The sequence below is a fragment of the Ideonella azotifigens genome (genome assembly GCF_021043325.1).
In the GTDB taxonomy this organism is placed as follows: domain Bacteria; phylum Pseudomonadota; class Gammaproteobacteria; order Burkholderiales; family Burkholderiaceae_C; genus Ideonella; species Ideonella azotifigens.
This window is the reverse complement of sequence record NZ_JAJNKD010000005.1, coordinates 201,837-220,534: the sequence shown is the minus strand read 5'-3', so window position 1 is coordinate 220,534 and position 18,698 is coordinate 201,837. Positions and strand designations below refer to the sequence as shown.

At 65.4% G+C, this 18,698-nt stretch carries 17 protein-coding genes and 1 other RNA gene; 10 read left to right on the top strand and 8 right to left on the bottom strand.

All coding sequences use genetic code 11. The features are described 5' to 3' along the window. The first annotated feature begins 68 nt into the window (after positions 1-68). Entirely contained in the window at positions 69-536 is a 468-nt protein-coding gene (locus LRH25_RS13635) for a nuclear transport factor 2 family protein (protein WP_141285432.1), read from the top strand. A 121-nt stretch (positions 537-657) separates the two neighbouring features. On the opposite strand, the gene LRH25_RS13630 is transcribed toward LRH25_RS13635, so the two are convergent. From LRH25_RS13630 to ompA, 8 genes are all read right to left on the bottom strand, one after another. Next, positions 658-1,881, bottom strand: a complete 1,224-nt coding sequence (locus LRH25_RS13630) for a hypothetical protein (RefSeq protein WP_141285430.1) — start codon at positions 1,879-1,881, stop codon at positions 658-660. A 325-nt stretch (positions 1,882-2,206) separates the two neighbouring features. Continuing rightward, complete coding sequence (locus tag LRH25_RS13625) at positions 2,207-3,379, bottom strand: hypothetical protein (RefSeq protein WP_141285428.1); 1,173 nt, start codon at positions 3,377-3,379, stop codon at positions 2,207-2,209. 185 nt (positions 3,380-3,564) lie between these two features. Next, positions 3,565-4,365 carry a M4 family metallopeptidase gene (locus tag LRH25_RS13620; RefSeq protein WP_141285426.1) on the bottom strand — a complete coding sequence of 267 codons (801 nt, stop codon included), beginning with the start codon at positions 4,363-4,365 and terminating at the stop codon, positions 3,565-3,567. Continuing rightward, positions 4,362-4,547 carry a hypothetical protein gene (locus LRH25_RS13615; RefSeq protein WP_141285424.1) on the bottom strand — a complete coding sequence of 62 codons (186 nt, stop codon included), beginning with the start codon at positions 4,545-4,547 and terminating at the stop codon, positions 4,362-4,364. Before LRH25_RS13615 ends, LRH25_RS13620 begins: the two co-directional genes overlap by 4 nt. Positions 4,548-4,758: 211 nt before the next feature. Beyond that, positions 4,759-5,130, bottom strand: a transfer-messenger RNA (tmRNA) gene (ssrA, locus tag LRH25_RS13610). A 12-nt stretch (positions 5,131-5,142) separates the two neighbouring features. Further along, complete coding sequence (gene gph / locus LRH25_RS13605; protein WP_141285422.1) at positions 5,143-5,820, bottom strand: phosphoglycolate phosphatase; 678 nt, start codon at positions 5,818-5,820, stop codon at positions 5,143-5,145. After that, a complete protein-coding gene (gene ubiG, locus LRH25_RS13600) occupies positions 5,817-6,518 on the bottom strand; it encodes a bifunctional 2-polyprenyl-6-hydroxyphenol methylase/3-demethylubiquinol 3-O-methyltransferase UbiG (RefSeq protein ID WP_141285420.1) in 702 nt (233 codons plus the stop codon). The genes gph and ubiG overlap by 4 nt, the downstream gene beginning before the upstream one ends. A 70-nt stretch (positions 6,519-6,588) precedes the next feature. Then, positions 6,589-7,239: an outer membrane protein OmpA gene (gene ompA, locus LRH25_RS13595; protein ID WP_141285418.1), complete on the bottom strand. Its 651-nt coding sequence runs from the start codon at positions 7,237-7,239 to the stop codon at positions 6,589-6,591. A gap of 257 nt (positions 7,240-7,496) precedes the next feature. On the opposite strand from ompA, the gene gyrA reads away from it, so the two are divergent. From gyrA to LRH25_RS13550, 9 genes are all read left to right on the top strand, one after another. Next, complete coding sequence (gyrA, locus tag LRH25_RS13590) at positions 7,497-10,136, top strand: DNA gyrase subunit A (protein WP_141285416.1); 2,640 nt, start codon at positions 7,497-7,499, stop codon at positions 10,134-10,136. Next, positions 10,133-10,744 (top strand): DUF2059 domain-containing protein, encoded by a 612-nt coding sequence (locus LRH25_RS13585; protein ID WP_141285414.1) that lies wholly within the window; start codon positions 10,133-10,135, stop codon positions 10,742-10,744. Before gyrA ends, LRH25_RS13585 begins: the two co-directional genes overlap by 4 nt. A 69-nt stretch (positions 10,745-10,813) precedes the next feature. Continuing rightward, a complete protein-coding gene (gene serC / locus LRH25_RS13580; RefSeq protein WP_141285412.1) occupies positions 10,814-11,917 on the top strand; it encodes a 3-phosphoserine/phosphohydroxythreonine transaminase in 1,104 nt (367 codons plus the stop codon). Next, on the top strand, positions 11,910-13,052 hold the full coding sequence (pheA, locus tag LRH25_RS13575; protein WP_141285410.1) for a prephenate dehydratase: 1,143 nt from the start codon (positions 11,910-11,912) through the stop codon (positions 13,050-13,052). Before serC ends, pheA begins: the two co-directional genes overlap by 8 nt. Before the next feature lie 14 nt (positions 13,053-13,066). Continuing rightward, a complete protein-coding gene (locus tag LRH25_RS13570) occupies positions 13,067-13,942 on the top strand; it encodes a prephenate dehydrogenase (RefSeq protein WP_141285408.1) in 876 nt (291 codons plus the stop codon). Between the two features lie 7 nt (positions 13,943-13,949). Then, positions 13,950-15,968, top strand: a complete 2,019-nt coding sequence (locus LRH25_RS13565) for a bifunctional 3-phosphoshikimate 1-carboxyvinyltransferase/cytidylate kinase (RefSeq protein ID WP_141285406.1) — start codon at positions 13,950-13,952, stop codon at positions 15,966-15,968. 146 nt (positions 15,969-16,114) lie between these two features. Continuing rightward, the gene (gene rpsA / locus LRH25_RS13560; RefSeq protein ID WP_141285404.1) at positions 16,115-17,830 is read left to right on the top strand and encodes a 30S ribosomal protein S1; all 1,716 of its coding nucleotides are present in this window, start codon (positions 16,115-16,117) and stop codon (positions 17,828-17,830) included. 124 nt (positions 17,831-17,954) lie between these two features. Continuing rightward, complete coding sequence (locus tag LRH25_RS13555; protein ID WP_141285402.1) at positions 17,955-18,287, top strand: integration host factor subunit beta; 333 nt, start codon at positions 17,955-17,957, stop codon at positions 18,285-18,287. A 91-nt stretch (positions 18,288-18,378) separates the two neighbouring features. Next, positions 18,379-18,693 carry a LapA family protein gene (locus LRH25_RS13550; protein WP_141285400.1) on the top strand — a complete coding sequence of 105 codons (315 nt, stop codon included), beginning with the start codon at positions 18,379-18,381 and terminating at the stop codon, positions 18,691-18,693. The last annotated feature ends 5 nt before the right edge of the window (positions 18,694-18,698 follow it).

Genomic DNA, 18,698 nt, shown 5'->3' with positions numbered 1-18,698 from the left:
GGCGGGCGCGGCTTCGGGCGATGGCCTGCATGGCATCCTCTGGCCCCTGACTTCCGCCGAGCATCCCCATGTCCCAACGCCCGCCCCTGCCCCCGTTCACCCGCGAGACCGCGGTCCAGAAGATCCGCCTGGCCGAAGACGCCTGGAACAGCCGCGACCCGGCGCGCATCGTGCTGGTCTACAGCGCCGACACGCGCTGGCGCAACCGGGTCGAATTCCCGGTCGGCCGCGACCAGGCGCAGGCGCTGCTGGAACGCAAGTGGGCGCGCGAGCTGGACTATCGGTTGATCAAGGAACTGTGGGCGTTTGAAGGCGACCGCATCGCGGTGCGTTTTGTCTACGAATGGCATGACGACGCCGGCCAATGGTTCCGCAGCCACGGCAACGAGAACTGGTTGTTCGACGGCGACGGCCTGATGACGCAGCGCCACGCCAGCATCAACGACCGGCCGATCGCCGAAGACCAGCGCCTGTTCCGCTGGCCGCTGGGCCGCCGGCCGGACGACCATCCAGGCCTGAGCGAGCTGGGGCTGTAAACCCGGCCTTTTTGTGGCAAACAGCCAGCTGGCAAGCCCTGGTGCAAAGCCCCGCCCGCTGCACCACATTGCAAGCCATCTGAACGCAGTTTTGGCGGGGTTGCGATGAGCGTGCCCGCAATCAGAGCCCGCTGGCGGCGCGGAACAGGCCTTCGGAGCAGGCCGAGCAGCGCGCCGGGTCCGTCTGGTCGCCGGTCATCAAGGACGGGTCGTACTTGTTGTAGAACACCACCGGGCCGTTCGCGGTCACGAACACTTCCGGATCGCTGCGCTCGTGCAGGTCGGTGTCGTCGCTGATCTTCCAGAGCTTGGTCTTGGCATTGGGCGACACGGCGGCAATGTAGATCGCGGTCGGGAAATCGTAGGCGTCGCTCTTGACGGCCAGCGACACGTAGGACTTGCCGTTATAGGTGAAGGGCTCGGGCGAGCGCACCACCGTGCCCGCGGGCATCGTCACGCTGTTGACAACGGCCCAGTTGCCATTGCCGTCGCCCTTGTAGAAGCGCAGTTCGTTTTCGTTGACCGTGGTCATCAGGACCAGCTTGTTGTTGTATTCCGGTGCGCGCCACATCCACGGCACGGTGCGCGCGTCCTTCTCGCCTTCGTCGAAGGTCAGCTGCACGGGCTCCTTGCTGTCATCCAGCGCCAGCTTGAAGACCTGCTTGGTGCCGCCTTTGACCTTCTGGGCATAGACCAGGCTCTTGTCGCCCTTGACGAAGCGCACCGACACCGGCTGCTTGGTCGCCGTCATGCCTTTGACCTTCTTCTCGGAAGACTCGTCGTACAGGTAGCGCCAAAGGTGCTGGCCCTTGGCATTGACGTAGCTGATCCGGGGCTGGGTGTCGCCTTCATCGTCGCTGGCGTAGGGCGCATTGCCTGCGCCCAGCAACTGGGGCGCGCTCCAGGTCGTGCCGTCCGCGCTGCCTTCGACCAGCGCCAACTGCGCGGTGTCGACCGACGGCGTGCCGACGAACTTGGTGTAGACCACGTGGTCGCCGGTGGCGGTGGAGATCCACTCCGGGCCGTTGGTCGTGATCAGCATCTCCTTGGGCGTGATCGCGTCTTCATCCAGCAGCTTGTAGGTCGGCTTCAGGATGTTGCCGGTGACCGGATCGACGGTGCCCAGCCACAACCGGCCCTGGCTGTCGCACCAGGTGAACATGTTGCGCGAGGGGCTGAACTCGCTGTCGATCAAGTCCTTGCGGGTGGAAGCTTGCGACTCGTTCGGCGCGAAGCCGGCCTTCACCTGGGCATGGCCCAGGGCCGGGCCCATCAGGCAGACACTGGCCAGCATTGCGAACAAGGTGGTGGATGGGGTGGCGGCCGCCGCGGGCCTGCGGGTCATTCGAATGGGGCTGTGACTCACGACTTCCTCGAAACAACATCGATTCCTGGGCGCCTGGCACAGCGCCCAACGCGCTGCGGCAGACCTGGCCAACCCGCGAAGCGCCGGCCATCGGAAGTGTTTTGAACACTTTGTCACAAGTATGGCCGAGGACGGCCGACGACCAGGGTCTACCCGTACCCCTGCAGACTAGGGATACAGCCCTGCCGCGTGCGGCATATCGCACAGACCGGGCAAGTTCATCGGGGTGGAGCGCTGCGTCCTACCGGCTTGCGCGCGGAAAAAAGGCGCCGAGCGGCGCCTCCTTTCCTGCCAGGCGCGGTGGTCAAAGACCTGTGCTGGCCCGGTAGAGCCCTTCGGAGCAGGCCGCGCAGTTCGGATGTTCGCCAGTGGTGTCCAGCGAGGGGTCGAACTTGTTGTAGAAGATCACCGGTCCGTTGGCGGTCGTGATGTAGACCTCCGGGTCGATGCGCTCGTGGTTGTCCGCGTCGTCGCTGACTTTCCACAACGGGGTTGGCGCGTCCGGTGCCACGGCCGCGATGTAGACCGCAGTGGGGTAGTCGTAACCGCTGCGCTTGACCGCCAGCACCACATAGGACTTGCCGTTGTAGGTGAACGGCTCGGGCGATGCCACGGTGTCGCCTTCGGCCAGCTTGATGCTGTTGATCTGCGTCCAGGCACTGCTGCCGTCGCCACCGTCCTGCTTGCGGTAGAAGCGCAGCTCGTTTTCGTTGACGGTCGTCAGCACCGTCAGCTTGTCGTTGAACTCCGGTGCGCGCCACATCCACGGCACGGTGCGCGCGTCCTTGGCGCCATCGTCCTTGGTGATCTGCACCAGCTTGTTGGTGTCCAGTTGCAGGAAGAACACCTGGTTGACGCTGTCAACGGCCTGCGAATACACCAGCCCGTTGTAGCCCTTGGAGAAGCGCACCGAGATCGGCTTGGGCGTCTTTTTCATGCCCTGCACCTTGACCTCGGACGCCGCGTCATGGAGGTAGCGCCAGTAGTGGTTGTTCTTGGCGTCCACATAACTGATGCGGGGGTTCGGATCGTCCGCATCGTCGCTGCCATAAGGCGCGTTGCGGCCGGCGTCCGGACCCAGCAAGGTGGGCGCGCCCCAGGTGCTGCCGTCCGCACTGCCCTCGACCAGCGCCAGCCGCGCCGTCGAGGCCTTCGGGTCGCCGACGAACTTGGTGTAGATCACCTGGTCGCCTGTGGCGGTGCTCACCCACTCCGGCCCGTTCGTGGTGATCTTCATGTCCTGCGGCGTGATCGCGTCCGCGTCCAGCATCTTGTAGGTTGGCTTCAGGATGTTGCCGTTGGCCGGGTCCACCGTGCCCACCCACAGCCGGCCGTCCTTGTCACACCAGGTGAACAGGTTGCGCGACTGGCTGAACTCGGAATCCAGCAAGTCCTTGCGCGGCGCCGCCAAGGTCTCGTTCGGCGCAAACCCCGGCTTCAGCTGGGCATGCACTGCGCCCGGAACCAGGCTGGCCAAGCCAGCCAGCAGCGACAACGACGCTGCGAATCGATGATGAGAGCTACGCACAAATTCCTCGGATGAACAACAACAGGTCTGCCACAGCAAGCGGCCCGTCTGTTCACACTGTATGACAGGCCTTGTCGCTGGCAAATGATGCCAACCCCGGGGAATCCGCCGGCGTGCCGGCGGACTCAAGGAATCTAACCTGCGAAGGCGCCGTCGTTCAGGGCCGGTTCACCGCCGTACAGGCCCTCTGCCGCCTTGATGGTGTCGACGCGGGCCATCGCCAGCGTTTCGGTCGAAACCATGTAGACCGACAGCGCGCGGTACCAGATCCTGGTGGCCTTGTCCCGGCCGATGCCGATCAGGCCGGCGGTGCGCGAGGTCACGCCGTGGGTCATCTCGTGGTCTGTCACGTCCAGGGCCACCAGCGGCTTGAACTGCGCCCCGCCGTCGCCGTACATCATGCAGAAGCACTGGTCGTCCCAGTAGGCGTTGTCGAGATCGGAGTGCACGCGTGAGTGGGCGCAGTTGCCATCGTCTGCGATGCCGTTTCGCCCCAGCAGGTTCTTGTAGAAGTCCCAGGTGACGTTCTGGCCATAGGCGGCATCGGTCTGGCGGTCGGCCATCGTGCCATCACCCCAGATGTTGTCGGTGGCGGTGAACAGCGACTCCTGATCGGCGCCAGCGTTCATGTCGACCACATAGTGGCCACCGCGGGTGTTGTCCTGCAGCGTGTACTTGGTGGCGGCCTTGTTGACCGTGTCGTGCAGCGGCACGGTACCGTAGTACAGCGACTTGCCCGTGCCCTTGTTGTCGGCACTGTGGGTGTCGTTCCAGCGACCCAGCAATCGGGCCTGATGCGCGTCGACCAGCACGTGCATGCGCGCCGGGCCGCCAACGCTGTCGCTCCCGCTCACCACCACCTCCCAGGCCAGTCTGGCCTGCCCGTCAGGCGCGTAGATCACCAGTTGTCGGGAAAGGACAGAGCTGTCTTTCACCTCCGATTTTTCAGCGCCAGCGCTTCGGCGGACGCACCGGGCAGCCTGGGTTCGACGGCGAGGTCCAGCCGACGCTGCGGTGCCTGCGAAACACCGTTGAACTCACCGCTTCGAACTGGCACCGTTGCCTCGGCAGCGTCAAAGACGCAGACCATGACTGTCACCGACACGGTGGCGACCACACAGCAAGAGGCAAGCCGGACCTGCTACCGAATCGGTGTGTGGTGGACAGGTGGTTCGACTTTTCGCATGCGAATTCCATGCGAATTGACAGTCCATGCGGGGCCACAAGGCGCGTTTCACACCTCCGGCGACCAAGCAAAGAAAAAGCCCTAGAGCGTTGATTCTCTAGGGCTTTTTTGCCTTTTTCGGTTCGCTGTGAACCGGTGTGAATGGTGGAGCCGGGGGGAATTGAACCCCCGTCCGTCAGCCATCGCCAGGAAGATCTACATGCTTAGCTGTCTGATTTGGATCTCGCCGACCGGATCGCGCAGCAGCACGCTATCCAGCCAACCAGCCACTTGATCTCGCATCCCGGCCCATGGCCAACCGGGACACCAGCCTATGTGATTAACCTCTCAGTCCTTGCCTTGCGGCTTGGACCCGGCCCATAGGCCAACCGTTGAGAGGCTCAACCGCAATTAAGCGGCGAGTGCGAACGTAGAGTCGTTTGCAGTTACTTTGTTTCCAGTGGTTTTACGAGCGAACTGGTGCTCGGCATGCCCTGTCCCAACTCAGTACCAACGTCGAAACCAGGTCGGCCCCAAGAGGCTTAGTTTAAGCCAGATCCAGCCAGTTCAAGAGCTGATCGGGGCTTTCGACGACAAGATCGGCACCCCAGTCCTCGATGCGCTCGCCCACGCCGAGGTAGCCCCAGCGAACGGCCACGGTGCGCATGCCGGCGGCCTGGCCGGCTTGGACGTCGCGCAGGTCGTCGCCCACGTAGACGCAGTCATGTGGTGCCACGCCCAGGCGGCGCGCAGCTTCCAGCAGTGGCGCCGGGTGGGGCTTGGCCTGAGGCATGGTGTCGCCGCAGACCAGCGTGCCGGCCCGCGTGTGCAAGGCCAGGCCCCGCACCACCGGCTCGGCAAAACGGGCCGCCTTGTTGGTGACGATGCCCCAGGGCAGGCTGGCGCCATCCAGCGCCGCCAGCAGCGGCTGCGCCTCGGCAAATATTGTGGTGTCTTGCAGCAGGGCCTCGGCATAGCGAGCCAGAAAGGCATCGCGCAAGGCCTCGAAGCGAGTGTCTACCGGTGTGATACCAAAGGCCACGCCGATCATGCCGCGGGCACCGCTGCCCACCATGGGCCGCAGCTGCGCGTAAGGCAGCGGCGGCAAGTCATGCTGGCCGCGCAGCCAGTTCGCGGCGTTGGCCAGGTCGGGCGCGCTGTCGATCAAGGTGCCATCAAGGTCGAACAGCACGGCCGTCGGCCGGTTTTGTGAACCCGGGTTCATGCCGGCTTGCGGCAAGCCATCAGATAGTTCACGTCGGTGCGCGCGGACAACCAGTAGCGCTGCGTGAAAGGGTTGTATTCCATGCCCTTGAACGCCGAGACCTCCAGGCCGGCTTCACGCGCGAAGGCCGAAAGCTCGCTGGGCTTGAGGAAGCGCGCGTATTCGTGCGTGCCCTTGGGCAGCAGTTTGAGCACGTGCTCGGCACCGACGATGGCAAACAGAAAAGACTTCAGGTTGCGGTTCAGGGTGGAGAAGAACACCCGGCCACCGGGCTTGACCAGCGTGGCACAGGCGCGCACCACGGACGCCGGATCGGGCACATGCTCCAGCATCTCCATGCAGGTCACGATGTCGAAGCTGGCCGGCCGCTCTTCGGCCAGGACCTCGACCGCGACCTCGCGATAGCTGAGGTTCTCGACGCCGGCTTCCAGCGCGTGCAACTGAGCCACTTTCAGCGGCTTGACCGACAGGTCGATGCCCAGCACCGTGGCTTGGCGGCGCGCCATCGATTCAGCCAGGATGCCACCGCCGCAGCCCACGTCCAGCACCTCGGCGGCAGGCAGCTTCGCCAGGCCGGCGATCCAGTCCAGCCGCAAGGGATTGATCTGGTGCAAAGGCCGGAATTCACCTTCAGCGTCCCACCAGCGGTGGGCCAGTTCGCCGAATTTGCTCAGTTCTTGGGGATCTGCATTCACCATGGCTCGAATGGTACGGCGAGAAATGAAAAAACCCCGCCGGGGCGGGGTTTCGATGTGATCGGAAAACCGATTACTTGGCGCGGGTACCAACCACTTCGATTTCCACGCGGCGATTCTTCGCGCGGCCTTCGGCGGTCTTGTTGTCGGCCACAGGTTGCTTCTCGCCCTTGCCTTCGGTGTACACGCGGTTCTTTTCGATGCCCTTGCTGACCAGGTATTCCTTGACAGCTTCCGAGCGGCGAACCGACAGCTTCTGGTTGTACGCGTCAGAACCAACGCTGTCGGTGTGGCCGACGGCGATGATGACTTCCAGGTTCATACCAGCGGTCTTGCTGACCAGGTCATCCAACTTCGCCTTGGCTTCGGGCTTCAGGACAGACTTGTCGAAGTCGAAGAAGGCGTCAGCAGCGTAGGTCACCTTCTCGCTCACGGGAGCGACAGGCACCGGCTTCGGCGGAACCGGCGGGGCCACAGGCGCCGGAGCGACGGCCGGAGGCGGAGCGACCGGCTTCACCTCAGGCTTCAGCGCGCCATCGCATTCAGGGGCCGCGGTAGCAGGCGTCCAGAAGTTGTCACGCCAGCACAGTTCGTTGGTGCCGTTCTTCCAAACGGTGCCATCGGAAGCGCGCCAGTTATCGACGGTCTGGGCAAAAGCGCTCGACATCGGCGCGGCAAGTGCGGCAGCTGCGAACAGCATCGCCACCTTGTTCAGTTTCTTCATGATTCTCCTCTCAAGGAAAGCCGCAGGTTGCCTGCGATACGTCCAAATCGGAAGCGAAATACCCAGCAAATGCTAGTTTTCCCTAGCATTCACCAGCGACAACTGATTGTGCCATAGGGCTTCCGCTGGCTCGTATTCTCTGGGCGCGGCCGACCAATCACGCCGAACTTGTTGTTCATGAGCCACAAGCCCGGCAGCTTAGAATGGACGCTTCGCCCGCGCGCACTGCGTCAAGGCTGGCCGCACCCTGTCGCTTCATGACCCAATTCGCCAAAGAAACCCTGCCCATCAGCCTCGAAGAGGAAATGCGGCGCTCCTACCTCGACTACGCGATGAGCGTGATCGTGGGGCGCGCATTGCCCGATGCGCGCGACGGCCTGAAGCCGGTGCACCGCCGCGTGCTGTTCGCGATGCACGAGCTGAACAATGACTGGAACCGGGCTTACAAGAAGTCCGCCCGCATCGTCGGCGACGTGATCGGTAAGTACCATCCGCACGGTGACACGGCTGTGTACGACACCATCGTGCGCATGGCGCAGGATTTTTCGCTGCGCCACATGCTGGTGGACGGCCAGGGCAACTTCGGCTCGGTCGACGGCGACAACGCTGCGGCCATGCGGTACACCGAAATCCGCCTGTCGAAGATCGCCCACGAGATGCTGGCCGACCTCGACAAGGAAACCGTCGATTTCGGCCCGAACTACGACGGCTCCGAGAGGGAACCGCTGGTGCTGCCGACCCGGCTGCCCAACCTGCTGGTCAATGGCGCGACCGGCATTGCCGTCGGCATGGCAACCAACATTCCGCCGCACAACCTCAACGAGGTGGTGGACGCCTGCCTGCACCTGCTGAAGGTGCCGGACGCGACGCTGGAACAGCTGATGGAGATCATTCCGGCGCCGGACTTCCCGACCGCCGGGATCATCTACGGCATCAACGGCGTGCGCGAAGGCTACCGAACCGGCCGCGGCCGGGTGGTGATGCGCGCCAAGGTGCATTTCGAGGACATCGACAAGGGCGCGCGCCAGTCCATCATCGTGGACGAGCTGCCGTACCAGGTCAACAAAAAGACGCTGCTGGAGCGCATTGCCGAGCTGGTGCACGAGAAGAAGATCGAAGGCATCAGCCACCTGCAGGACGAGTCGGACAAGTCCGGCATGCGGGTGGTGATCGAGCTCAAGCGCGGTGAAGTGCCCGAGGTGGTGCTGAACAACCTGTACAAGCAGACGCAGCTGCAGGACACCTTCGGCATCAACATGGTGGCCCTGATCGACGGCCAGCCCAAGCTCTGCAACCTGAAGCAGCTGCTGGACATCTTCCTGGAGCATCGCCGCGAAGTCGTCACGCGCCGCACGGTGTACGAGCTGCGCAAGGCGCGCGAGCGCGGCCATGTGCTCGAAGGCCTGGCGGTGGCACTGGCCAACATCGACGACTTCATCGAGATCATCAAGAACTCGCCGACGCCGCCGGTTGCCCGCACCGGACTGATGGCCAAGAGCTGGGACTCTTCGCTGGTGCGCGAGATGCTCACCCGTGCCGAGCAGGACGCGCCTGGCGGCCGCGAGTCCTTCCGCCCCGAAGGCCTGCCAGCGCACTTCGGCATGCAGCCGGACGGCCTGTACCGACTCTCGGAAGACCAGGCAGGCGAAATCCTGCAGATGCGCCTGCAGCGCCTGACCGGCCTGGAGCAAGACAAGATCATTGGCGAGTACAAGGAGGTCATGTCGGTGATTGCCGACCTGCTGGACATCCTCGCCAAGCCCGAGCGCGTGACCTTCATCATCGGTGAAGAGCTGACCGCCGTGCGCCAGGAATTCGGCCAGACCAAGATCGGCGCGCGCCGCTCGGTGGTCGAGCACAACGTGCAGGAACTCGGCACCGAGGACCTGATCACGCCGACCGACATGGTCGTGACGCTCAGCCACACCGGTTACTTCAAGAGCCAGCCGCTGGCCGAGTACCGCGCCCAGAAGCGCGGCGGCCGCGGCAAGCAGGCGACCGCGACCAAGGAAGACGACTGGGTCGACCAGCTCTTCATTGCCAACACGCACGACTGGATCCTGTGCTTCTCCGACCGCGGCCGCGTCTACTGGCTGAAGGTCTGGGAAGTGCCGCAGGGCGGGCGCGCCAGCCGCGGCAAGCCCATCGTCAACATGTTCCCGCTGCAGCCTGGCGAGAAGGTGACCGTGGTGCTGCCGCTGACCGGTGACAACCGCGCCTTCCCGGCCGACCATTTCATCTTCATGTGCACCGCACGCGGCACCGTGAAGAAGACGGCACTGGACGAATTCAGCAACCCACGCAAGGCCGGCATCATTGCCGTGGACCTGGACGAGGGCGACTACCTGATCGGCGCCGCGCTGACCGACGGCAAGCACGACGTGATGCTGTTCTCCGACGGCGGCAAGGCCGTGCGCTTCGACGAGGACGACGTGCGCCCGCTGGGCCGCCAGGCGCGCGGCGTGCGCGGCATGATGCTGGAAGACAACCAGACCGTGATCGCGATGCTCGTCGCAGAAGACGAGACGCAGAGCGTGCTGACCGCCACCCAGAACGGCTACGGCAAGCGCACCAGCATCGTCGAGTACACCCGCCACGGCCGTGGCACCAAGGGCATGATCGCCATCCAGCAAAGCGAGCGCAACGGCAAGGTCGTCGCTGCCACGCTGGTGCGCCCGAACGACGAGATCATGCTGATCACCGACAAGGGCGTGCTGGTGCGCACCCGGGTTTCGGAGATCCGCGAACTGGGCCGCGCCACGCAAGGCGTGACCCTGATTGCGCTGGACGACGGCTCCCAACTTTCCGGCCTGCAACGCATCGTCGAAAACGATGCGGCAGACGCCATCGAACCTGAAACCGACGCCGACACCGGCCCAGAGGACACCAACGGATGATGATGAACCATCGCACGCGGCTTGCCGCGCTCGTGCTGGCAGGCTTTGCCCTGACCGGCGCCGCCCAGGCCCAAAGCTCGCAAGCCAAGAAGGACCTGATCGCGCGCGTCATCCAGCTGCAGCAACCGTCGATCGAGCAGATCGGCCAGAACATCGCGGGCCAGACGGCCCAGCAGGTGCTGCAGGTTGCCGGCCAGGCGGTCAGCCAACTTCCAGCAGACAAGCAGGAAGCCGTCGGCAAGTCGGTGCAAGCCGACATCAAGCAGTTCTATGACGAACTGGCCCCGCTGCTGCGCGACCGGGCAACCAAGCTGGCGCCAACCGCAATGGGCTCGCTGCTGGACGAGAAGATGAGCGAGGACGAGCTCAAGCAGTTGGTCGCGTGGCTCGAATCACCGGCCGCAAAGAAGTTCAACGAAGTCGGCCCGCAGATGCTGAACAACCTGCAGGAGAAGCTGGTGGCTGACACCAAGCCGACGGTGGAGCCCAAGCTGCGCGCGCTGGAAGACTCGTTGCGCAAGAAGCTGGGCATCAACGGCGCGGCGGCACCCGCGCCTGCGGCATCTGGTGCGGCCAAGCCGGCTGCCAAGGCGCCAGTCAAGAAGTAAGTTGCACGCTCCGGCTGGCAGCGCCCCGCGGCTGCTGGCCCTCTCCGTTTCCCTGCCGACCCGCCCGCCATGACAGCGCGTACCCGCCCCTTCAACTTCTCGGCCGGCCCGGCCATGCTGCCTGAAGAGGTGCTGCGCGAAGCCGCAGCCGAGATGCTGGACTGGCATGGCTCCGGCATGGGCGTGATGGAGATGAGCCATCGCGGCAGGGAGTTCATCGAGATCTACGAGACGGCAGAGCGCAACCTGCGCGCGCTGCTGGCGGTACCACCCGAGTTCCGCATCCTGTTCATGCAGGGCGGCGGACTGGGTGAAAACGCCATCGTGCCGATGAACCTGTCGCGCGGCGGTCTGGTGGACGTTATCGTCACCGGCGCGTGGAGCAAGAAGTCGCTCGGAGAGGCCGGCCGCTACGCCAATGCCTGCGCGGCTGCCAGCAACGAAGCCAGCGGTTTCACCACCCTGCCGGCGCCGGCCAGCTGGGAACTGCGCGAAGGCGCGAGCTACCTGCACCTGTGCTCCAACGAGACCATCCACGGCGTCGAGTTCCAGACGCTGCCTGACCTCGCCGCGCTGGGGAGCAGCGCGCCGCTGGTGGTCGACTGCTCTTCGCACGTCCTGTCGCGCAGCATCGACTGGTCCCGCGTGGGCCTGGCCTTTGCCGGCGCGCAGAAGAACATCGGCCCTGCCGGGCTCACCATCGTCTTCGTTCGGGAAGACCTGCTGGGCCACGCGCTGCCGATCTGCCCAACCGCCTTCGACTACACCGTCGTCGCCGAACATGGCTCGATGTTCAACACGCCGCCGACCTACGGCATCTACATCGCCGGGCTGGTCTTCCAGCACGTGCTGCGCCAGGGCGGCGTGGCCGAAATGGAGCGGCGCGCGATCGAACGCTCGCAGCTGCTGTATCGCTACCTCGATGACAACGGCGGCTTCTACCGCAACCCGGTGGCGGCCGACGCACGTTCCCGCATGAACGTGCCGTTTTTCCTGGCCGATGCTTCGCACAACGAAGCCTTCCTGGCCGGCGCTCGCGAAGCAGGCCTGCTGCAGCTGAAAGGACACAAGTCCGTCGGCGGCATGCGGGCCTCCCTCTACAACGCCATGCCACTCGCCGGCGTGCAAACGCTGGTCGAGTACATGAAGGATTTTGTGCGCCGCCATGGCTGACCCGACCTCCGGCACTCCCGCCGCCAACCCTGCCGCCACCCCGGCCACGATCGCGCCGGAACTGCTGGCGCTGCGCGAGCAGATCGACTCGCTGGACCAGGACCTGCTGGCCCTGCTGAACCGCCGCGCCGGCCTGGCGCTGGCCGTTGGCGAGCTGAAAAAGAAGGAAGGCTCGGTGGTCTTCCGCCCCGAGCGCGAAGCCCAGGTCATCGACGGCCTGAAGGCCTCGAACCCGGGCCCGCTGAAGCTCGACAGCGTGGCGCCCATCTGGCGCGAGATCATGTCGGCCTGCCGTGCGCTGGAAACGCCCACCCGCGTGGCCTACCTGGGCCCGGCCGGCACCTTCAGCGAAGAGGCTGCGCTCGGCTATTTCGGCTCGTCCATCGTGCGCGTGCCCTGCACCAGCATCGACGACGTGTTCCGCACCACCGCGGCTGGCGCCGCCGACTTCGGCGTCGTGCCGGTCGAGAACTCGACCGAAGGCGTGGTCGCCCGTTCGCTGGACATCTTCCTGACCACGCCGCTGTTCATCATCGGCGAGACCAGCCTGTTCGTGCGCCACAACCTGCTGCGCAAGGAAAACTCGCTCGAAGGCATCGAGGTGGTGGCCGCGCATCCGCAGGCGCTGGCGCAGTGCCACGGCTGGCTCTCCAGCCACCTGCCCAACGTCGAACGCCAGCCCATGGCCAGCAATGCCGAGGCCGCGCGCCAGGCCGCCCTGAACCCCAAGCTGGCCGCCATCGCCAGCGTGCGCGCCGGCAGCGAATACGGCCTGCACCTGGTCTCGCCCGCGATCCAGGACGACACCCACAACCGCACCCGCTTCGCGATCGTCACCGACCCGCATCGCCACCCTGCCCCCAAGGCCTCGGGGCACGACTGCACCAGCCTGGTCGTCTCGGTGGTCAACCGCCCCGGCGCGATGTACGACATCCTGAAGCCACTGAAGGCGCACGATGTGTCGATGACGCGCTTCGAGTCTCGCCCAGCGCGCTCGGGCCAGTGGGAGTACTACTTCTACATCGACCTGCAAGGCCACCCGGACGAGCCGCATGTGCACACCGCCATGCAGGAACTCCGCCAGGCCTGCGCCTATTTCAAGGTGCTGGGCACCTACCCGCTGGACGTGCACTGAGCAACCCCCACACGATGTTCAAACAATTGGGATTGATCGGCTGCGGCCTGATGGGCGGCTCATTTGCGCTGGCCATGAAACAGGCCGGCCTGGTCGAGCGCGTGATCGGCTACAGCAAGTCACCCTCCACGACCGAACGCGCCAAGCAGCTCGGCGTGATCGACCAGTCGGCGGAAAGCGCGTTGCTGGCCGTCTCTGGTGCCGACATCGTGCTGATCGCCGTGCCAGTGGCCGCCACCGATGCCACCTTCCGCGCCATCCGCCACCTGGTCTCGCCGGACGTGCTGTTCATGGACGTGGGCAGCACCAAGCGCGACGTGGTGGACGCCGCGCGGCGCTCGCTGAAGGAGCGCGCGGTGGCCTTCGTGCCGGCGCACCCCGTCGCCGGCAAGGAACTCTCAGGCGTGCAGCATGCCGATGCGCAGCTGTACCGCGACCGGCAGGTCATCCTCACGCCGTTGCCGCAGACGCTGCCGACGCTGGTGGAAAAGGCCCGCGCCGTCTGGACCGGCATTGGTGCGCACGTGCGGCTGATGACGCCCGAGGCGCATGACGCCGCGTTTGCCGCGGTCAGCCACCTGCCACATTTGCTGGCCTTCGCGTATTTCACCGGCATCCTGCAGCAGCCAGAGAGCGAGGACTTCCTCGCACTGGCCGGCCCGGGCTTCCGCGACTTCACCCGCATCGCCGCCAGCGATCCCGCCGTCTGGCGCGACATCCTGATCGCCAACCGCGAGGAAGTGCTGCGCCAGTCCGAGTACTTCCGAGGCGCACTCGGCGTGTTGGAGCAGACCTTGCGCGACTGCCAGGGCGAGTCCCTTGAAGCGCTGGTGCAAGGCATTTCCGAAGCACGCGCCCAATGGCGCCTGGGCGCACCGCGCCGTTCCTGATTCCCGCATGTACTCGACCGCTTTCCTCGACCTGCCGCCACTGGTGAATGCCGCCGGCACGGTGCGCCTGCCCGGCTCCAAGAGCATTTCCAACCGCGTGCTGCTGCTGGCCGGCCTGGCCGAAGGCACGACCGACGTGCGCGACCTGCTGGATTCCGACGACACCCGCGTGATGCTGGCCGCGCTGGAAGCGCTGGGTTGCAGGCTGCAGCGCAACCGCGCCTCGCTGCTGGTCACCGGAATCGGCGGCCAACTGCGCACCCGCGAAGCCAAGCTGTTCCTCGGCAACGCCGGCACTGCGATGCGCCCGCTGACCGCCGCGCTGGCGGTGCTGGCCGCCACGCAAGGCGGTGCCTTTGAACTCTCGGGCGTGCCACGCATGCACGAGCGGCCCATCGGCGACCTGGTCGACGCACTGCGCCAGCTCGGCTGCCCGGTCGCCGACCTGGCTCAACCCGGCTTCCCGCCGCTGCGCGTGGGCGATGGCGCCACGCACATGCTGCAGACCGGCGCACCGATCCGCGTGCGCGGCGATGTCTCCAGCCAATTCCTGACCGCGCTGCTGCTCGCGCTGCCACTGGTCACGACCGACGGCCCCGTCACCATCGAAGTCGACGGCGAGCTGATCAGCAAGCCCTACATCGACATCACGCTGCGCCTGCTGGCGCGCTTTGGCATTGACGTGCAGCGCGATGGCTACCGGCGTTTCGTGCTGCCGCAGGGCTCGGCCTACCGCACGCCCGGCCGCATCCACGTCGAAGGCGATGCTTCGTCAGCCTCGTATTTCGTCGCACTGGGCGCCATCGCCGCGACAGACAAGCCGGTGCGCATCGAAGGCGTGGGCCTGGACTCGATCCAGGGCGACATCCGCTTCATCGACGCCGCGCAAGCCATGGGCGCGCAGGTCAAGGGCGGCGATGGCTGGCTGGAAGTCAAGCGTGGCGCCTGGCCGCTGAAAGGCATCACGCTGAACTGCAACCACATCCCCGACGCGGCGATGACGCTGGCGGTGATGGCGCTGTATGCCGACGGCCCGACCCGGCTGACCGACATCGCCAGCTGGCGCGTGAAGGAAACCGACCGCATCGCGGCCATGGCCACCGAGCTGCGCAAGCTGGGCGCCACGGTCGAGGAAGGCGCGGACTTCATCGAGGTGCAACCGCTGCCGGCCGGTGCCTGGCGCGCCGCCAGCATTCACACCTACGACGACCATCGCATGGCGATGTGCCTGTCGCTGGCCGCGCTGAATCCGCTCGCAGGCGCTGGACAACCGGTGCCTGTGCGCATCGAAGACCCGCGCTGCGTCGCCAAGACCTTCCCGGACTACTTCGAGGCCTTGTTCGACCTGGTGCAGCCACTGGCCGGCAGCGTGCCGGTGCTGACGGTTGACGGGCCGACCGCCTCCGGCAAGGGCACGCTGGCCAGCGAGCTCGCCGCCAAGCTGGGCTACCACCTGCTGGACTCCGGTGCGCTGTACCGCGCGACCGCGCTGGCCGCGCAGGACGCCGGCATCTCGCTGGAAGATGAAGCCTCGCTGGCAATGATGGCAGCCCAACTGGACCTGCGTTTCGACGGTCACCGCGTGCTGCTGGGCGGGCGCGACATCACAGACCCGCTGCGCCTGGAATCCACCGGCGGCATGGCCTCGCGGGTCTCGGTCCACCCCGCCGTGCGCCAGGCCTTGTTCCAGCTGCAGCTGAGCTTCCGCCGCCTGCCCGGGCTGGTGGCCGATGGGCGCGATATGGGCACCGTGGTTTTTCCCAGCGCCGAGCTGAAGGTTTTCCTGACGGCCAGCGTCGAGCAACGCGCCAGCCGCCGGCTCAAGCAATTGCTGGGAAAAGGCGTAGCTGCTACACTCGACGGTCTATTGGCCGACTTGCGGGCCCGTGACGAGCGCGACATGTTGCGCAGCGTTGCACCCTGCAAACCGGCCGAAGATGCGGTCTTGCTGGACAACTCCGCCTTGTCGATCGATGCATCGGTCGAACAGGTGTTGGGCTGGTGGCAGGCCCGCAGGCCGTTCTGAACCGCTGACTCAGCGACGGCCGGGCCCACCGCCCCTGCCTGCTGGCGCGCCCGCGCCACCCCGGGGACGGTGAACTCATCAACTCAACCCCGCGGCCTAGCAAACCGCCAAACCGGCCGCGTTCGCAGCCGGTACAGGAAATTCCAATGCCCAAGACTCAAGAAGTCTCCTTCGACGAAGGCTCTTTCGCAGCCCTGTTTGAAGAATCGCTGAAGAGCGCAGACATGCGCGTCGGCGAAGTCATCTCGGCTGAAGTCGTTCGCATCGAACACAGCCACGTGGTGGTCAACGCCGGCCTGAAGTCCGAAGCGTACGTGCCCATCGACGAATTCAAGAACGACCAGGGCGAAGTTGAAGTCCAGGTCGGCGACTTCGTCTCGGTGGCCATCGACGCCGTCGAAAACGGCTACGGCGACACCATCCTGTCGCGCGACAAGGCCAAGCGCCTGGCTTCCTGGCTGAGCCTGGAAACCGCGCTGGAGTCCGGCGACTTCGTCACCGGCACCGTCTCCGGCAAGGTCAAGGGCGGCCTGACCGTCCTGGTCAACGGCATCCGCGCCTTCCTGCCCGGTTCGCTGCTCGATACGCGCCCTGTCAAGGACATGTCTCCGTTCGAAGGCAAGACCATGGAGTTCAAGGTCATCAAGCTGGACCGCAAGCGCAACAACGTCGTGTTGTCGCGCCGCGCTGTGGTCGAAGCTTCGATGGGCGAAGAACGCGCCAAGCTGCTGGAAACCCTGCACGAAGGCGCCATCGTCAACGGCGTGGTCAAGAACATCACCGAATACGGTGCCTTCGTGGACCTGGGCGGCATCGATGGCCTGCTGCACATCACCGACATGGCCTGGCGCCGTGTCCGTCACCCGAGCGAAGTGGTGACGGTGGGTCAGGAACTGACCGCCAAGGTCCTGAAGTTCGACGCCGAGAAGAACCGCGTCTCGCTGGGCATCAAGCAGCTGGGCGATGACCCGTGGATGGGCGTGGCCCGCCGCTACCCGACGGGCACCCGCCTGTTCGGCAAGGTCACCAACATCGCCGACTACGGCGCGTTCGTCGAGATCGAACCGGGCATCGAAGGCCTGGTGCACGTCTCCGAAATGGACTGGACCAACAAGAACGTCGCCCCGTCCAAGGTCGTGACCCTGGGCGAAGAAGTCGAAGTCATGGTCCTGGAGATCGACGAAGACAAGCGTCGCATCTCGCTGGGCATGAAGCAGTGCAAGGCCAACCCGTGGGAAGAGTTCTCTTCCTCGGTTAAGCGCGGCGACAAGGTCAAGGGCCCCATCAAGTCGATCACCGACTTCGGCGTCTTCGTCGGCCTGGCGGCTGGCATCGACGGCCTGGTGCACCTGTCCGACCTGTCGTGGCACGAAACCGGCGAAACGGCTGTGCGCAACTACAAGAAGGGCCAGGAAGTCGAAGCCCTGGTGCTGGGCATCGACGTCGAGCGCGAGCGCATCTCGCTGGGCATCAAGCAGCTGGACGGCGACCCCTTCGCGACCTTCACTTCGGTCAATGACCGTGGCCAGGTGGTCGACGGCGTGGTCAAGACCGTGGACCCGCGCGGCGCTGAAGTTCAGCTGGCCGACGACGTCATGGGCTACCTGCGCGCTTCCGAAATCAGCCGTGACCGCGTCGAAGACGCACGCAACGTGCTGAAGGAAGGCGACCAGGTCTCGGTGATGATCGTCAACGTGGACCGCAAGACCCGCAACATCCAGCTGTCGATCAAGGCCAAGGACCAGGTCGACCAGCAGGAAGCCATGCAGCGTCTGTCGCAATCCAACGAGCGCGAAAACGCCGGCACCACCAGCCTGGGCGCCCTGCTGCGCGCCAAGCTGGACAACAGCTCGGGCAACTGATCCTGACTGCCGTGGCCCGCTTCCACGATTCGTTCGAGCAGCGGGCCGAGCGCCGGGCCGCTCCCAAGCCGGCCCGCGTCCCCTCGGGGGACCAGCCGGCGTACCCGCAGGCTGAGGGGCTCCAATGACCCGATCCGACCTTGTTGCCAAGCTGGCGGAGCGATTCGCGCAACTGACGCAGCGAGACACCGAGTTCGCGGTCAAGACCATGCTCGATGCGATGTCCGACGCCCTGGCGCGCGGCCACCGCATCGAGATCCGGGGCTTCGGCAGCTTCTCGATCAATCGCCGCCCGCCGCGGGTGGGGCGCAACCCCCGCTCCGGCGAGAAGGTGACGATTCCCGAGAAGCTGGTGCCACACTTCAAGCCTGGCAAGGCACTGCGCGAAGGCGTGGATGCCCAGTTGCCTGTCGAGGAAGACGTGGCAAGCGCCAGCGCCGGCAGTCAAGCCGCTTGAACGCCACTTCGGCGTCCGTTGCACAAGGGCCCTTCGGGGCCCTTTTTCATTGCGGCGCGCCCCGTAGAATCGGCCCCATCGCGGAGCACCGATGCACATCTTCGTCTGGCTCTTCCGGGCCTTCATCTTCTTCTCGCTGTTCGCCTTTGCGCTGAACAACCAGCAACCCGCTGCGGTGAACTGGTTCTTCGGCCATGCGTGGACCGCGCCCATGGTCATCATCGTGCTGTGCGCCTTTGCCGGCGGCACGGCCTTTGGCGTGCTGGCCATGGCACCCAGCTGGTGGCGCCAGCGTCGCCGTGTACGCCAGCAGCTGGCCACCGGTACGGCTCAGCAGCCTGGCACCACCTCCTCTTCGTCTCCCTCAGAGACCCCGGCGACGCCGCCCTTGCCCGACGTGGTTTGAACAAC

Excerpts from the sequence above, each read along its gene's own strand:
- LRH25_RS13635 (WP_141285432.1), top strand. The coding sequence starts at position 69 with ATGTCCCAACGCCCGCCCCTGCCCCCGTTCACCCGCGAGACCGCGGTC.
- LRH25_RS13630 (WP_141285430.1), bottom strand. The coding sequence starts at position 1,881 with ATGACCCGCAGGCCCGCGGCGGCCGCCACCCCATCCACCACCTTGTTC.
- gph (WP_141285422.1), bottom strand. The coding sequence starts at position 5,820 with ATGAACCCGGGTTCACAAAACCGGCCGACGGCCGTGCTGTTCGACCTT.
- ubiG (WP_141285420.1), bottom strand. The coding sequence starts at position 6,518 with ATGGTGAATGCAGATCCCCAAGAACTGAGCAAATTCGGCGAACTGGCC.
- ompA (WP_141285418.1), bottom strand. The coding sequence starts at position 7,239 with ATGAAGAAACTGAACAAGGTGGCGATGCTGTTCGCAGCTGCCGCACTT.
- gyrA (WP_141285416.1), top strand. The coding sequence starts at position 7,497 with ATGACCCAATTCGCCAAAGAAACCCTGCCCATCAGCCTCGAAGAGGAA.
- LRH25_RS13585 (WP_141285414.1), top strand. The coding sequence starts at position 10,133 with ATGATGATGAACCATCGCACGCGGCTTGCCGCGCTCGTGCTGGCAGGC.
- serC (WP_141285412.1), top strand. The coding sequence starts at position 10,814 with ATGACAGCGCGTACCCGCCCCTTCAACTTCTCGGCCGGCCCGGCCATG.
- pheA (WP_141285410.1), top strand. The coding sequence starts at position 11,910 with ATGGCTGACCCGACCTCCGGCACTCCCGCCGCCAACCCTGCCGCCACC.
- LRH25_RS13570 (WP_141285408.1), top strand. The coding sequence starts at position 13,067 with ATGTTCAAACAATTGGGATTGATCGGCTGCGGCCTGATGGGCGGCTCA.
- LRH25_RS13565 (WP_141285406.1), top strand. The coding sequence starts at position 13,950 with ATGTACTCGACCGCTTTCCTCGACCTGCCGCCACTGGTGAATGCCGCC.
- rpsA (WP_141285404.1), top strand. The coding sequence starts at position 16,115 with ATGCCCAAGACTCAAGAAGTCTCCTTCGACGAAGGCTCTTTCGCAGCC.
- LRH25_RS13555 (WP_141285402.1), top strand. The coding sequence starts at position 17,955 with ATGACCCGATCCGACCTTGTTGCCAAGCTGGCGGAGCGATTCGCGCAA.
- LRH25_RS13550 (WP_141285400.1), top strand. The coding sequence starts at position 18,379 with ATGCACATCTTCGTCTGGCTCTTCCGGGCCTTCATCTTCTTCTCGCTG.